The sequence below is a fragment of the Streptomyces sp. NPDC038200 genome, assembly GCF_055600785.1.
In genome coordinates this window covers 36,431-50,016 of sequence record NZ_JBVJYH010000012.1, presented here as the reverse complement: position 1 = coordinate 50,016, position 13,586 = coordinate 36,431, and the positions used below count along the sequence as shown (strand labels likewise).

Annotated in this window: 10 protein-coding genes, 2 pseudogenes and 2 riboswitches; of the genes and pseudogenes, 6 read left to right on the top strand and 6 right to left on the bottom strand. The window is 72.3% G+C overall.

What is annotated here, in order from left to right; translation table 11 throughout:
• Nucleotides 1-336 precede the first annotated feature (336 nt).
• Complete coding sequence (locus ACZ7KF_RS24010) at nucleotides 337-1,077, top strand: SDR family oxidoreductase (protein ID WP_471078547.1); 741 nt, start codon at nucleotides 337-339, stop codon at nucleotides 1,075-1,077.
• A 111-nt stretch (nucleotides 1,078-1,188) separates the two neighbouring features.
• Here the strand turns inward: ACZ7KF_RS24010 and ACZ7KF_RS24005 are convergent, their stop codons facing one another.
• The 4 genes and pseudogenes from ACZ7KF_RS24005 to ACZ7KF_RS23990 all read right to left on the bottom strand — a co-directional run.
• Complete coding sequence (locus ACZ7KF_RS24005; RefSeq protein WP_471078544.1) at nucleotides 1,189-1,698, bottom strand: inclusion body family protein; 510 nt, start codon at nucleotides 1,696-1,698, stop codon at nucleotides 1,189-1,191.
• A 121-nt stretch (nucleotides 1,699-1,819) separates the two neighbouring features.
• The gene (locus ACZ7KF_RS24000) at nucleotides 1,820-3,649 is read right to left on the bottom strand and encodes a thiamine pyrophosphate-binding protein (protein WP_471078541.1); all 1,830 of its coding nucleotides are present in this window, start codon (nucleotides 3,647-3,649) and stop codon (nucleotides 1,820-1,822) included.
• Nucleotides 3,646-5,712 carry a flavin monoamine oxidase family protein gene (locus ACZ7KF_RS23995; RefSeq protein WP_471078538.1) on the bottom strand — a complete coding sequence of 689 codons (2,067 nt, stop codon included), beginning with the start codon at nucleotides 5,710-5,712 and terminating at the stop codon, nucleotides 3,646-3,648. The genes ACZ7KF_RS24000 and ACZ7KF_RS23995 overlap by 4 nt, the downstream gene beginning before the upstream one ends.
• A gap of 604 nt (nucleotides 5,713-6,316) precedes the next feature.
• Nucleotides 6,317-6,514 (bottom strand): annotated as a pseudogene (locus ACZ7KF_RS23990) (VOC family protein); the annotation flags it as partial.
• Between the two features lie 136 nt (nucleotides 6,515-6,650).
• Nucleotides 6,651-6,770: riboswitch (cobalamin riboswitch) on the top strand.
• A gap of 61 nt (nucleotides 6,771-6,831) precedes the next feature.
• On the opposite strand from ACZ7KF_RS23990, the gene ACZ7KF_RS23985 reads away from it, so the two are divergent.
• The 5 genes and pseudogenes from ACZ7KF_RS23985 to ACZ7KF_RS23965 all read left to right on the top strand — a co-directional run bounded on the left by ACZ7KF_RS23985 (nucleotide 6,832) and on the right by ACZ7KF_RS23965 (nucleotide 10,104).
• Complete coding sequence (locus ACZ7KF_RS23985) at nucleotides 6,832-7,230, top strand: (2Fe-2S) ferredoxin domain-containing protein (RefSeq protein ID WP_471078535.1); 399 nt, start codon at nucleotides 6,832-6,834, stop codon at nucleotides 7,228-7,230.
• Nucleotides 7,231-7,251: 21 nt separating this feature from the next.
• A pseudogene (locus ACZ7KF_RS23980) lies at nucleotides 7,252-7,574 on the top strand (acyl-CoA dehydrogenase family protein); the annotation flags it as partial.
• A complete protein-coding gene (locus ACZ7KF_RS23975) occupies nucleotides 7,571-8,677 on the top strand; it encodes an enoyl-CoA hydratase/isomerase family protein (RefSeq protein WP_471078533.1) in 1,107 nt (368 codons plus the stop codon). The pseudogene ACZ7KF_RS23980 and the gene ACZ7KF_RS23975, both read left to right, overlap by 4 nt.
• Before the next feature lie 430 nt (nucleotides 8,678-9,107).
• Nucleotides 9,108-9,329 carry a CbtB domain-containing protein gene (locus ACZ7KF_RS23970; protein ID WP_391882429.1) on the top strand — a complete coding sequence of 74 codons (222 nt, stop codon included), beginning with the start codon at nucleotides 9,108-9,110 and terminating at the stop codon, nucleotides 9,327-9,329.
• Between the two features lie 22 nt (nucleotides 9,330-9,351).
• Complete coding sequence (locus ACZ7KF_RS23965; protein ID WP_471078530.1) at nucleotides 9,352-10,104, top strand: CbtA family protein; 753 nt, start codon at nucleotides 9,352-9,354, stop codon at nucleotides 10,102-10,104.
• A gap of 90 nt (nucleotides 10,105-10,194) precedes the next feature.
• On the opposite strand, the gene ACZ7KF_RS23960 is transcribed toward ACZ7KF_RS23965, so the two are convergent.
• A complete protein-coding gene (locus ACZ7KF_RS23960; RefSeq protein ID WP_471078528.1) occupies nucleotides 10,195-10,776 on the bottom strand; it encodes a histidine phosphatase family protein in 582 nt (193 codons plus the stop codon).
• Between the two features lie 97 nt (nucleotides 10,777-10,873).
• Entirely contained in the window at nucleotides 10,874-13,192 is a 2,319-nt protein-coding gene (metE, locus tag ACZ7KF_RS23955) for a 5-methyltetrahydropteroyltriglutamate--homocysteine S-methyltransferase (RefSeq protein ID WP_471078526.1), read from the bottom strand.
• Nucleotides 13,193-13,344: 152 nt separating this feature from the next.
• Nucleotides 13,345-13,563, bottom strand: a riboswitch (cobalamin riboswitch).
• Nucleotides 13,564-13,586 lie beyond the last annotated feature (23 nt).

The following is a 13,586-nucleotide window of genomic DNA, read 5'->3' as shown; positions in this document are numbered from 1 at the left end:
TGACGTTCGGCCCGCCGGGAACCGGCGAGGTGGTCACGGTCGACCCGGACACCCCCGGGACCACTCGGGAGACCTGCCGGCTGCCGCCCTCGAGGACCCCGCGTCCGTGGGGCTGGGCCCGGTGCCGCTCGGCCTCGCCTTCGGAGTGTTGCCCGCCGCCGACGGCGAAAGTCCCCCGCCGCGGCCGTCCCGCCCGGTACCCCGTGACGGCGTGCCGGTTCCCGACTGTCACAAACCCGAAGGCTGCCTTGTCCTGGAGAGGTGCGCGTCGGCGCACCGGGCCCGGCGGATGGCGCGGGTGCCCGTCGGGCAACGCATCAGTTGACGGAGACAGTGATGAAGATCGTGGTGATCGGCGGTACGGGGCTCATCGGCTCGCAGGTGGTCGAGCTGGTGCGCGCGCACGGGCACGAGGCCGTGCCCGCCTCTCCCTCCAAGGGGGTCGATGCCCTCACCGGCGAGGGCCTGGCCGAGGCGCTCAGGGGTGCGGACGTGGTCGTGGACGTGTCGAACTCCCCGTCCTTCGAGACCGAGGCGGCGCTGGACTTCTTCACCCGCTCGGCGCAGCACCTGTTCGCCGCCGAGAGGGAGGCGGGCGTACGCCACCATGTCGCCCTCTCCATCGTCGGCGTCGACCAGGTGCCCGACTACGGCTACTACCGGGCCAAGGTCGCCCAGGAAGAGGCCGTGCGCGGCAGTGGCGTGCCCTACAGCATCGTGCGCGCCACCCAGTTCTTCGAGTTCATCGCTCCGGTGATGGACATGTCCACCGAGGGCACGGAGGTGCGCCTGCCGTCCACGCGCCTGCGCCCGATCGCCTCCGCCGACGTCGCCGCCGCTGTCGCCGAGGCGGCCCAGAGCGAGCCTTCCCATGCCGTCCGCGACATCGCGGGACCCGAGGTGTACGGACTCGACCGGCTCGGCGAGATCACCCTGGCGGCGAGGCCGGACGGCCGCACGGTCGTCACGGACGAGACCGCCGGCCTGTTCGCGGGCATGCCCCACGACGCTCTCGTCGGCGACGACAGCGTGCGCGTGGCGGCCACCGGCTATGAGGAGTGGCTCAAGCGGAACTGACCGCCGAGGCCGGGCCGCACGGACCCGTGTGGGGCGGCGGCGGTGGGCCGGGCAGTGTGACGGGCGGCGGCGGTGGTGGTGACCGCGCCGCCGCCCGTCACGGCCGGACCGTCAGGAGTCCTCGATGGTGATGAAGGGGTCCCACTGGAAGTACCCCTGCAACTGCCGGTGCCGGTCGAGGATCTGGAAGTAGAAGTGGTACACGACCTTGCCGACGCTCTTCACCGTGGTGCGCCAGTAGTGGTCCTGGTACCTCTGCGTCACGAAGTCCGGACTGCCCTCGCTGCCCTCCTTCGGCAGCGGATAGACGCCGTCGATCACCTCGATCTCCGGCGTCCTGATGAGCGTGTGGTCGGGGTCGCTGCTCACGTACCGGTACAGCAGCGCCTTGTGGTCGCTGCCCAGCGAGACCGTCGTCTCCCGCCACCGGATGGTGTCCCCGGGCTCGGCCCGCAGATTCAGTTCGGCGCCCGAAGTGCCGACGATGTGGTCGTGCCGCGTCGTCATGTAGATGAGGCTCTGGTCGACGTAGGTCGGCGCGTCCGGATTCCGTGACGCGTTGGGATTCTGCTCGACGATCGTGGCGGCGTCGAAAGCGATCAGTACGTTCAGGTCGGCCATTTCGTCCCCCTCGGGGATTCGGGAATTCCTGTGACGGGACTTTCGGTGACGGGCCTTTCGGTCATCAGCGCGCCGGTTATGAGGACACCGGTTACGAGGACACCGGTCATGAGGAAACCGGTCAGGAGGTTTTCGGCACCTTGTACGCCATGGCCCGCGGATAGTCGTGCCGGTGCAGGCGGACGCGGACCAGGAGGGGCCCGGCGTTGACCGGGTCGCGCGGGTCGGACAGGCGGGCCAGCAGGTCGTCCAGCTCCGCGGGGCCGGTGACGTCGAGCCCGCTCGCCGGGGTGTCCTCGCCGGCGAAGACGGCCGCGAGGCGGTCGTAGTGCCAGGGGTGCAGGACGTTGTAGAAGTCCGGCTCGGCGGGGTGCTGCCCGGCGTAGTGGGCCGGGTGCACCAGCATCTGCTCGATGCCGTAGAAGGACCCGTTGTCCAGGACGAACACCACCGAGCGCAGCCCGAGCCGGGTGTGGGTGGAGATCTCCTGGCAGGTCTCCTGGAAGGCGCCGTCGCCGACGAACACCATCGGGCGGGCGCCCTCGCGTTCGGGGGCGAGCGCGGCGCCGGTGGCCGCGCCGACCGACCAGCCGATGGACAGCCAGCTGATCTGGGACAGGAAGCCGCCCGCGGACAGGGACAGATTCATCGAGCCGATGAGGGAGAACGCGGCGTCGGACACGACCGTCCAGTCCTCCGCGGTCTCCCGGCCCAGGAAGTGGTTGATCCGGTCGAACACGCCGTCGTACGTGAGCCGTTCGGCGTCCCGGGACCGCGCACCGCTGAGGCTCAGCGAGGCACGGTACTGCGCCAGGCCGGCGGGGCGGTCGTCCCGCGCTCCCCGGTAGCTGTAGGACTCGGCGTAGTAGTCCGCGGACAGGCCCTGGGAGCCGTAGGCCTTCACCAGCGCGTCCTGGAGGGCGGGCAGCAGCCGGGCGAGCTGGACGTCGGGGAAGTAGGAGGTGCCGACGCTGATGCCGCCGTGCGCCGCCATCACCCAGTCGGTGCCGACGCTCTGCTCACCATTGAGGTTCTTCGACGTGGACCAGGCGCCGAGCCCGATCCGGCAGGTGGCCCAGTCCTTGAAGATCGCGGACACGTCCGGGTGACTGGCCTTGCCGTTGTAGACGCCATGGAACTGCGGCAGGTCCTCGTCCACGACCGCCTTGGCCCCGACGGTCGTGCAGAACGGCACGCCGGTGGCCTCCACCAGGTCGACGAGTTCCCCGCCGAGCCGGTACCGGTCGATCTCCTCGCCGGCCCACACGATCGGGTGGGGCCTGCCGTCCGGGCCGGGATGCTCCTCGATCAGGGTGAGGATCGCGTGCACGGCCCGGTCCAGCATGCTCTGGTCGCGCTCGCCGAAGGGCCGTTCGCGGCGGACGATCGGCTCCGTCGGTTCGGGACAGGGCTCGTCCCACAGGTCTTCCATGACCTCCAGATAGACCGGCCGGCGCTCGGAGACGCACGCGGTGAGCGCGGCGTCGATCTGGGCGGGCGCCAGGCCCGGGTGGGAGATGACCCGGGCGTCCACGGTGACCTGCCGGTAGACGTCCAGGTTGCTCTCGGCACGGGGGCTCATGTGCGAGGTGAGCAGCCCGACGGCGCGGAAGTTCTGCCACTGCTCGTACGGCGGACAGGCGTTGACGGCGATGAGCGGGACCTGCTCGACGTACGCGCCGCCGCAGGCGTTGAGCAGATTGAACGCGCCCACGCTGTACGTCACCGCCGCCGCCCCCACGCCGTGGATGCGGGCGTAGGCGTCGGCGGCCTGGCCCGCGCCGCCCTCGGTCGGAGTGCCGACCCACTCGATGTCGCCCTCGGCCCGCAGGGTGGTGAGGAACGGGCCGAGGTGGTTGCCGGGGACGCCGAACAGATGGGTGATGCCCAACTCGGCCAGTCGCAGCGCGAGATAGCGGGCGACCGTGCAGGCGGGGGTGATCGGGCTCACGAGGACTCCCCTTCCCGGTCGGAGCCCGAGCCGTCCGGGTTCGGGTCTTTCCTGTCGGTGACCGGCGGGGCCTGGTGGACGGCGAGGGCGGCGCGGACGGCGCTCTCCAGGGCGCCCTCGATCCACGCGTGCTTGAGGGACGTGTGCTCGCCGGCGAAGTGCACCGGGCCCTCGGGCCGGGAGACGTCCAGGTGGAAGCTGGTCATCTGGTGCGCGGTGTAGATGGCGGCCTCGCCGAAGGCGTACGGGTCACGGGCCCAGCTCTGGGTGGCGCCCCGGCCGGTGAAGAACACCTCGATGCGCCGGCCGTGCAGGGCCTGGAGGTTGCGCAGCGCGTAGAGGTAGCGCTCCGCCTTCGGCAGGGAGTCCCAGCGAGCGGCGTCGTCGGACCAGGAGTACGAGGCGAGGACGACGCCGCCGCCCGTGCTGTCCGCGATCGGGTGCGAGGGGTAGTACATGAACCGGTTGGGGTTGTCGGCGGCGGAGCCCCCGCCGAAGCAGTGGGTGGCGGGCCGGACGGCGGGGCCGCGCAGCGGCAGAGTGCCGTCGATCCGGCGCATCTCCTCGGTGACGAGGCTGTCCTTGACGGCGGCGCCGAGCAGCCCGGCCTCCGGCTCGGGCAGCGTGGGCACGGACACGGTGTCCGCCTCGGGCCCCCGCCGGTAGTACTCGTACAGGCCGGGGGCGATGCCGTCCAGGGTGTCGCGCCAGTCGTCCTCGGTGAACTCCCACCAGCGGTGACTGAATTCGAGCAGCACCTTGGTGGCCTGGTCGTAGTGGGTCTCGATGACGGCGCGGCGCTTCTTGTACGACATCGAGGGGACGATCTCCACGAAGCGCAGCGAGGAGAAGGGGATGGTGACGACCGCCAGGTCCGCCGTCCACAGACGGGGGAGTTCCTTCGGGTCCTCCTCGTCGACGGTCTGTACGGCCACGCCCCACCCGTCGGGTCCGACCGCCCCGGTGCCGTCGGGGTCGGTGTCGCGGCTGGGGTCGTGGTACTCGAGGCGGATCATGCGCTGACCCAGCCGCACCTCGTCGCGCAGGCCCTGGTACAGGGCGTGCGGCAGGCGCCAGCTGCCGCCTGGGATCTCCCAGTAGCGGACGCCGGGGTTGATGTCGCTGCGGCTCAGGAAGCTGTGGAAGAAGGAGAGGTAGAGCCGCGAGGACATGTTCTCGAGGGTGCCGACGGCCTCGACGGCCTCGTCGCTGAGCCCGGCGTGGTCGCGCAGGAAGGAGCCCATCGAGTAGCCGTCGAAGTCGCGGATCACCCGTGCCCAGCCCTCGACCCACTCGTCGAACGGCTTGTTGACGCGTCTGCCGTCGACGACCTCGGAGTAGTAGTCGCGCACGCTCTCCAGCGCCTCGTCCACCATCCGCGCGACGGGGGCGCGGACCTCGTCGTCGGTGAGGTGGAAGCCCTCGTTGATCCGCTCGGGACCGGCGGCGTAGTCGGCACGCCGCACCTGGACGCGGTTGGCGCGGATCCAGGAGTTGCCGCGCTTGTCGGGTTCGGTGAAGTCCGGGCTGTCGTCGCCGTAGGTCCACGTCCGGCCGGTGAAGGAGGTGTACGTCACCGGAGGGACGGGCACCTCGGGACCGCTGCCGGTGTGGGGATCGATGTCCACGTTGTAGAACTGCCGCCGCCCGAGTCCCAGTTTGTCGACCAGGGCGAGGACGAGCGGGTGGAAGTCGGGCAGCCGCATGGCCCCGGCCTCGGCGTACTGGGCCGGGTCGGCGAAGGGCTGGTGGTCCTTGGTGGTGCGGAAGGTCTTGATGCGTCCGCCGACACGATTGGCGTTCGCCTCCAGGACGGTGACGTCGTGCCCGGCGTCCTTGAGCAGCCGGCCGACGACGAGGCCGGTGATGCCGGCACCGATGACGAGGACCTTCTTGCGCGGGTGACGGGTGGTACCGAGGCGGCCCGTGTCTATCAGGGCGTGCAGATACTCGAGCTTCAGGTCTTTGCCGTCGGGTCCGACGAGGAGGAGTTCACGGGCGAGCCTGAGACAGGTCTGCCAGCGGGCACGGGTGGCGGAGTTGTCCCGTGGAGTGTCGGTCATAGCCTGCGATCGTAGATATGCCGAAACGGTTTCGCGGTTCACCCCGGAGACAAAGTCCGGAAACTACCGAGGGGATGGGGGTGGCGCGATATCCACTTGCCGGGATTCTCGGTAAGAAGGCGGAAGATCCCTGAGGGGCGGAAGGGAATTCGGATGCCATGGGCAAAACAATTCACTCATGGAATGTGAAGCCCGTGCGGCGAGGATGTGCGGATCCGGCCGACCGGCCCGACGGGGAAACCGTCACGCCCCTCCCGCGACCGACCGGCCGATCAGCGGCGTCGACCTATGCATCCGGCCAATGTGCACCGGAGGGCCGCCGACGGCACCCACACCTGCACCCACCGCCGGCCCGACGCGGGGGGCCGCCCGTCGACCGGTCACGCCGAACGGGTCCGCGACGAGGTCTCCGCACCCCGCTGAACCACCGCTCGGCCACCGCAGCACCGGGCACCACCGCTCGGCTGCCGGCCTTCCCGCAGCCCGGCGGAACCAGAACCTGACGAAGCACCAGCGAGCCGGGCCGGTGGCCCTGCGCGGGGAACTCTCGTACGCCCGCGGCTCCTCGGGCGCCCGGTGCGCAACTCGTCGGCTCGGAGGACGCTCAGTCGATGCAGAACTCGTTGCCCTCGACGTCCTGCATCACGATGCACGAGTCCTTGCCGTCGTACAGCAGCCGCACGCGTACCGCGCCGAGCGGGACCGGCCGTGCGCCCTCGGCCTCCAGCGCGGCCAGGCGCTCTTCACCCACGAGCCCGGTGCCGACCCGCACGTCGAGATGCCCCCGATTCTTGACGACCTTGTCCCGCGTCCCTCGCGAAGCCGCCACGACCGGCCGTGCCGTCGCCCCGGACGAGGCCGCTCGCCGGACCGACCCGGATGACGGGCCGGCACCGGTGATGAAATGATGACCGGCGACATAAGGCGACGGCGGTCCGAGGAAGCCGGTGTGAATCCGGCGCGGTCCCGCCACTGTGACCGGTGAGCGAGTTCCGGCAGGCCACCGCCCCGACCGGGCGGGAAGGCGGGACGAGCCGTGACCCGGGAGCCAGGAGACTCACGCGGTCGCCTCCTCACGCGACACCGGGGCGGATCTCCCCGGGAGGGGAGGGGCGCGGTATGCCCAAGAGGCCGACCGGAGCGGCCTCGGCCGAGGCCGGGGAGAGAAGCGGACCGGTGCCGTGCCGGGTCGTCGTGTGCCGGGACTGCTGCTGCGGCAGCCCCAAGGTGCAGGGCGTCGATCACGCGGCGCAGACCGCACGGCTGCGCGCCGAGGTGCCCGTGCGCATCTCCGACTGCCTGGACGTGTGCGACCAGGCCAACGTCATCGTCGTACAGCCGTCCGCCGCGGGCCGGGCCGCCGGTGCGCGGCCGGTCTGGCTGGGGCTCGTCAACGACCAGGCCGCGACCGAGGACATCGTCACCTGGGTACGCGCCGGCGGCCCGGGCGTGGCCCCTCTGCCGGACATCCTCGACCTGTACACCTTCACACCACCGCGACGGCGCTCGGAGCCTTGACCACCCCACCGTGCGGGCCTGCTCCTCGACGCACCGGAGTGCCGCTTCCGCCCGGCCGGCACGGTGACGGAGCCGGCCGGCCGCGCTCCGGTGACGCAGACCGCCCGCGCGCCCGGCGCGGCGACCGGCAGGCGCCGTACCGTGTGCGACGGCGAAGCGGTTCGCCCCGGTCACCGGGGCTCGGTCGCCGCCGCGCTCCAGCCGCACGGCGGCCACCGCCCTCTCGGCGGGTACGGGGCATCGAGAAGATCGTCCGCGACCTGCGGGCACACCGGATCCTGGAAGGAACGTACGAGATCATGCGCGTCATCGTGGCCCGCGGCCTGACGGAGGCATGCGGATGACCGGCAGCGAACGGTCCGCCCCGCCCCCGGCCGCCCACCCCGTCCTGCTGCACACCGAGGGACGGGCCGCCCACATCACGCTCAACCGGCCCAGGGCGCTCAACGCCCTCAACCACGAGATGGTCCGCCGGATCGACGCGGCCCTGACCGCGTGGGAGCACGACCCGGCCGTCGAGACCGTCGTCATCACCGGCGCGGGGGAGCGGGGCCTGTGCGCGGGCGGCGACATCCGCGCCGTCCACGACGACGCCCGTGACGGCGACGGCACCGCCTCCGCCGCGTTCTGGCGCGACGAATACCACCTCAACGCCCGCATCGCCCGCTACCCCAAGCCGTACGTCGCCCTCATGGACGGCATCGTCATGGGCGGCGGCGTCGGCGTCTCCGCGCACGGCAGCGTCCGCGTCGTCACCGAACGGTCCCGGATCGCCATGCCCGAGACCGGCATCGGCTTCGTCCCCGACGTCGGCGGCACCCATCTGCTCGGCCGCGCACCCGGCGAGCTGGGCACCCATCTCGCGCTGACGGGCGCGCAGATCGGCGCCGCCGACGCCCTGCTGTGCGGGCTCGCCGACCACTGCATTCCGTCCGCGGCCCTCCGGCACTTCACCGACGAGCTCGCCCGGATGCCCGTACGGGACGTCCTCGCCCGCCATGTGCAGCAGCCGCCGCCGGGCCGGTTGGCCGACCGGCGCGAGTGGATCGACGCCTGCTACAGCGCCGGCACGGTCGAGGAGATCGTCCACCGGCTGCTCGCCCACGGCGGTCCGGACGCCAAGGACGCCGCCGAGACCCTGCTCGCCAAGTCACCCACCGCCCTCAAGGTCACCCTGGCCGCGATCCGCCGGGCCCGGCGCCTCGGCACGCTGGAGCGGGTCCTCGACCAGGAGTACCGCGTCTCCTGCGCCGCCCTGGACAGCCCCGACCTGGTGGAGGGGGTCCGGGCGCAGATCATCGACAAGGACCGCGACCCGCGCTGGTCGCCGGCCACCCTCGCCGAGGTCACCGACGCCGATGTGGAACGCTTCTTCGCCCCGCTCGGCGACCGGGAGTTGGGACTCGGCGGGCCCGCCCCCGGCACCGCCCCGGGGACGGCAGGGTGAGCGACGCCGTCCCCGTTCTTCCGGCCGTGGAGCCGTGTCCGACCGGGCGCACCGAGGACACGGCGGAGGCGAACGCGCGAGGCCGCCTCGCGCGTTGAGCCCGCCGGCCGGAAGGATGGCAGGGAAAAGGGCGGGGTCGTCCTGGTGGTCGGGCGACCGGCGGAATTCCGCCACCGCTGACCCACGGACATCAGAACCGTCCGCCCGTGCGAGAGGTAGATCACGCAGGGCGGACGCGGTCTTGGCCGCGGGCCGGTGGCGCGGTACGGTCTGTCCGATATCGACGACGGCGAGACGGAAGCCGGTGGAAACCCGGCACGGTCGCGCCACTGTGTGCGAGAGCCTCCAGAGGCTGCTCGTGAGTCAGACCCGGGGCCGTCGTCCTGTGCACCACCGAGAGGGGACGCGAACTCCCCAAGGAGGTTCTGCCATGGCGCAGACCGTCGCCCAGCCGACAGCCACCACTCCCGCCATCCCCGCCAAGCTGCCGCTGAAGGCGATAGCCCCCTGGGCGGTCTTCTTCGGCATCCTCATGCTGGTCCTGCTCTACTTCGTCGGCGCCGAACAGGGCGCCACCTCCGTGGTGAACGGCACGGACGTCCACGAATGGGTGCACGACGCACGCCATCTGCTCGGCTTCCCCTGCCACTGACGCGAGGGGACAGCCCGCACCCATGAACTCCGCAACTGTACGGAACCTCCTCGTACGGGGCATGCTCGCCGGCCTCGCGGCCGGCGTGCTCGCCCTGATCGCCGCCTATCTCCTCGGTGAGCCGAGCGTGGACAAGGCGATCGGCTTCGAGGACGCCCACGCGCACGAACACGAGATGGAGGTCGTCTCCCGCTCCCTGCAGTCCACCGCCGGTCTCGCCACCGGCGTCCTGGTCTACGGGGTCGCCTTCGGCGGCATCGCCGCGCTCGCCTTCTGCTTCGCGCTCGGCCGCGTCGGCCGTTTCGGCCCCCGCGCCACCGCGCTGCTGCTGTCCGGCACCGCGCTGCTCGCCGTCTACGTCGTGCCGTTCCTGAAGTACCCGGCCAACCCGCCGTCGGTCGGCGACCCCGACACCATCGGCAAGCGGACCACCCTGTACTTCCTGATGATGCTCCTCAGCGTCCTGCTGGCGGTCGCCACCACCCTGCTGGGCAAGCGTCTGGCGCCCCGCCTGGGCAACTGGTGGGCGACGGTGGCCGCGGTGGCCGCGTTCGCCGTCGTGATCGGACTGGCCTTCCGGTTCCTGCCGGTCGTCAACGAGGTGCCGGGGGACTTCCCGGCCACCCTGCTGTGGCGGTTCCGCCTGTCCGCGCTGGCCATCCAGACCGTCCTGTGGGGCGCATTCGGCCTCGCCTTCGGCGAGCTGGCCGAGCGGCTGCTGAACCCCGCGCCGGCGAGGGCGACGACCCGCCGCGCGGTTCCGGCGGCGCACTGACTCCGTCCGGACGACAGAGGGCCCTCCGGAACCGTCCGGGGGCCCTCCGGAGTCGTCCGGGGGCCCTCCGGAGTCGTCCGGGGCCGACGCCTAATCGGCCTCCGGCGCGGCCGGCGGCCGCCCCACCCGCAGGTTCCAGCGTCCGCCGCGCCCGCTCAGCTCCGTCACCGAGAGCGGGGCGACATCGAGGCGCCAGAAGACCCCGGCGGGCAGGCCCAGCGCGGCCACGACCGCCGCCCGCACCACGTCCGGCTCGACCACGGCGAGTGTGCGCCCCTCCAGAGCCCCCGCGCCGGCCAGCCAGCGAGCGACCCGTCCGCACAAGTCCTCCAGCGATTCACCGCCGTGGGGGGCGCAGCCGGGGTCCGTGAGCCAGCGGCCCACCGCCTCCGGTTCGGCGGCCCCCACCTCGTCGAGGGTCCGTCCGCGCCAGCGGCCCACCTCCAGACCCGCCAGCTCCGGCACCGGAACACCGTCCAGGCCCAGCGCCGCGGCCGTCTCACGGCAGCGCACGCTCGGAGAGGCGAGGACCCGCACCGCGGAGGGCAGCGACCCGGCCGCCGCCCGGGCCCGGGCCGTGCCGCCGTCGTCGAGGGAGCCGCCGTCGTCGAAGCGGGCCTGCCGCAGCGACGCGTTCATGGCAGGGGACACGAGAAGGACTCGGCTGGTCACGCGGTCGCTCCTGTTGCTGTTGTCATGTCGTCGGTGTCGTGGACGACCGGTCCGGCCCCTCGCCGAGGACGAGGGGCCGGACCGGCCCTCGGGAGTGTCAGGCTCCGGAGATCTCCTCACGGACCGTGCGTGCCGCGGCTACCAGGTTCTCCAGCGAGGCACGGGTCTCCGGCCAGCCGCGGGTCTTCAGCCCGCAGTCCGGGTTGACCCACAGCCGCTCGGCGGGGATGGCCCGCAGACCGGTGCGCAGCAGCCGTGCCGCCTCCTCGGCGCTCGGTACGCGCGGGGAGTGGATGTCGTAGACACCCGGTCCGGCCTCGCGGGGGTAGCCGTGCGCGGCCAGTTCGTGGGCGACCTGCATGTGCGAGCGGGCGGCCTCCAGGCTGATGACGTCGGCGTCGAGGTCGTCGATGGCCCGGACGACGTCGCCGAACTCCGCGTAGCACATGTGGGTGTGGATCTGGGTGTCCGGCCGCACCCCGCTCGTGGTGAGACGGAAGGCCTCCGTCGCCCAGGACAGGTACGCGGCCCGGTCGGCGGCGCGCAGCGGCAGCGTCTCGCGCAGTGCGGGCTCGTCCACCTGGATCACCGACGTGCCCGCCGCCTCCAGGTCGGTCACCTCGTCGCGCAGGGCGAGGGCGACCTGCCGGGCGGTGTCGCCGCGGGGCTGGTCGTCGCGGACGAAGGACCAGGCGAGCATGGTCACGGGGCCGGTGAGCATGCCCTTGACCGGCCGGTCGGTGAGCGACTGGGCGTACGTCGTCCAGCGCACGGTCATCGGCTCGGCGCGGGAGATGTCGCCGGCCAGGATCGGCGGGCGGACACAGCGGGTGCCGTAGGACTGGACCCAGCCGTGCCGGGTGGCGAGGTAGCCGGTGAGCCGCTCCGCGAAGTACTGGACCATGTCGTTGCGTTCGGCCTCGCCGTGCACCAGGACGTCCAGACCCGCCTTCTCCTGGAAGGAGATCACCTTCTGGATCTCCGCCTCGACGCGCCGCTCGTATCCGGCGGTGTCGATGCGCCCGCCGCGCAACGCCGCCCGCGCGGTGCGCAGCTCGTCCGTCTGCGGGAAGGAGCCGATCGTCGTGGTCGGCAGCACCGGCAGACGCAGGTGGGCCCGCTGGGCCGCCGCGCGTTCGGCGTACGACGGGGAGCGGCGGACGTCGGCCTCGGTCACGGCGGCGGCGCGTGACCGGACGGCCGGGTCGCGGGTGAGGGGGGAGCCGGCGCGGGAGGCCAGGTCGGCCCGGTTGGCGGCGAGTTCCGCGGCGATCGTGTCGGTGCCCCGGGCCAGGCCCTTGGCGAGGGTGACGATCTCGCGGGTCTTCTGCCGCGCGAAGGCGAGCCAGCGCAGGATCTGCGGCTCGATGTCGCGTTCCATGGCGGTGTCGAGCGGAACGTGCAGCAGGGAGGAGGAGGCGGACACGTCCACCCGGTCCGCCAGCCCCAGCAGGGTCCCGAGCGTGGAGAGCGACTTCCCCAGGTCGTTCACCCAGATGTTGCGGCCGTCGACGACCCCGGCGACCAGGCGCTTGCCGGGCAGGCCGCCCACGGCCGCGAGGTCGTCCAGGTTGGCCGCGGCCGCCTCGGTGAAGTCCAGGGCGAGTCCCTCGACCGGTGCCTTGGCCAGCACGGGCAGGGCCTCGCCGAGCCGTCCGAAGTAGGACGCCACCAGCAGCCGGGGACGGTCGGTGAGGGCGCCGAGGTCGCGGTAGGTGCGGGCGGCGGCGTTCAGCTCGGCCGGGGTGCGGTCCTGGACCAGGGCGGGTTCGTCCAGCTGCACCCAAGTGGCGCCGGCCGCGCGCAGGTCGGCGAGGACCTCGGCGTACACGGGCAGCAGACGGTCGAGCAGGGTGAGCGGTTCGAAGCCGGCGGGCACGCCCGGCGCGGGCTTGGCGAGAAGCAGATAGGTGACGGGGCCGACCAGGACGGGCCGGGCGCGCAGGCCCAGGGCAAGGGCCTCCGTCAGCTCCGCGACCTGCTTGGCGGAGTTCGCGGAGAACACCGTGTCCGGGCTCAACTCCGGCACCAGGTAGTGGTAGTTGGTGTCGAACCACTTCGTCATCTCCAGCGGCGCCACGTCCTGTGTGCCGCGCGCCATGGCGAAGTAGCCGTCCAGTGGGTCGGCGGCGACGGCCGCTCGGTGGCGTGCGGGGATCGCGCCGACCATGACGGTGGTGTCCAGGACGTGGTCGTAGTACGAGAAGTCGCCGGTGGGGACCTCGTGGATGCCCGCCTCGGCGAGCTGCCGCCAGTTCGCGCGGCGCAGGCCGGCGGCGGTGGCGCGCAGGGCGTCGGCGGTGACGCGGCCCTTCCAGTACCCCTCGACCGCCTTCTTCAGCTCCCGGTGCCGACCCTGGCGGGGGTAGCCGTACACGGTCGCCCGTGCTGCCGCGGCTGCGGACTTCGTGGTCACGGAGATCTCCTTCGCGAGATGAATCCCTGAGATCCTGGCGACGGGACGTGAGCGCGAAGGGTGACGGACCGGCCGGCAGCGGCCCCTGGCCGTCCGTTCGGTGTGCACGCCGACCCGCCCACGAGGTCACCGGGATGTCCGCGCCCGAGTGGGTCGCGCGCGGGCAGGTGGCAGGTCTTCGGACTCACGGGCACGTCCTCACGAGGAGGACACCTACTGGCCGTCGCTTCCCAGGCCCTCCTCGGGCCCAGTGCGTATGACGGCGGTCGTTCCCGCTCACCGCTGCGGGGCAGTCCCGGATTCCCACCGGGTTCCCTCTTGCGACGCCTCCCGCCTGGCTGACGGGGCGAACCAGCTGCACGGGCCAGCCTACGGCCCCGGCCGGGGATGCGGT